At 48.0% G+C, this 1,037-nt stretch carries 1 protein-coding gene; it reads left to right on the top strand.

Annotated elements, in window-relative coordinates; translation table 11 throughout:
- Window positions 1-166 precede the first annotated feature (166 nt).
- Window positions 167-868, top strand: a complete 702-nt coding sequence (locus E1189_RS01660; RefSeq protein WP_196221002.1) for an ankyrin repeat domain-containing protein — start codon at window positions 167-169, stop codon at window positions 866-868.
- The last annotated feature ends 169 nt before the right edge of the window (window positions 869-1,037 follow it).

The following is a 1,037-nucleotide window of genomic DNA, read 5'->3' as shown; positions in this document are numbered from 1 at the left end:
TTGTTGATTGCCATACCTTCTATCCCTTTTGTTATGGCGATTTGTGGAGTGAGTTGTGTTAAGGATTTATGAGAAACAGCGATTCCTCTACGCCAGCTTTTTCCTCCTGGCTTTGGGGTTTTGTGCAAACGTATTGGCTAAGGGTGAATGCAAAGCAGACCTGAGTGTGGAGCTGAAGAATGAACGGGGTGAACACGATTTTCTGGCTGCGTGCCGTGAAGGTAATACGGAGGCGGTGCACTATTTTTTAGATCTGGAGGGTTTTGATATTAACAAACAGTTTCCCTGTGAAGCATATTGTGAGCCTGTTCATGGCCTGTTCATGGCGGCAGCAGAAGGCCGTGTTGAAGTGGTTCAGCGTTTAATAGCTGCCGATGCAGACATTAATCAAACATCTAAAGGGGTCACGCCATTGTATGTGGCCGCTCAAAATGGCCATGACAAGGTGGTGAAAACGATTGTGAGCACCCAAGGTGTGAGTGTGAATCATACAAGATGCACCGGTTCCACAGCTTTGTTTATAGCGTGTCAAGAGGGCTATCCTGATATCGTTGACATGTTGCTCGGAGCTGGTGCTGATCCAACAATAAAGTGGCATTGCTGGAAATTTTGCACGAAAAGCCCACTGACAATTGCACAACACCAAAGAGGGTTACTTCCATGTTTTGGCTCTAAAAGATTAGAGTACGACAGAATCATTACATCTCTCAAGGCGGCAAAAAAGAAACACGGGAAACGCCGTCAGACTTCCAAGAAGTTACGGAGAAAAGCCCTCCCTAAAGAATCACAAGACATTGAAATGGCTACGGCCAGTGCAAGCATAGGCATGTCCAGACTCAGCTTACAGAGTACAGAGAAAGGACTTTAATGATCCTATGAGACCGTCAGAAGACGCATGACCACTGTGTAGATATCCCCATCCGTAGGGGCAGAGAGTGGAAAAAGCTGCTGGGCCTTAATAGATGGCCCAGCGGCCCGGTCGAGTATCACGGTGAAGCTACGGCCACCGGGCAGGCTGCGCTCCTGTTCCTGTGCCC

The organism is Parendozoicomonas verongulae, from assembly GCF_009711465.1.
Taxonomy (GTDB): domain Bacteria; phylum Pseudomonadota; class Gammaproteobacteria; order Pseudomonadales; family Endozoicomonadaceae; genus Sansalvadorimonas; species Sansalvadorimonas verongulae.
This window is presented reverse-complemented; position numbering and strand designations above follow the sequence as displayed.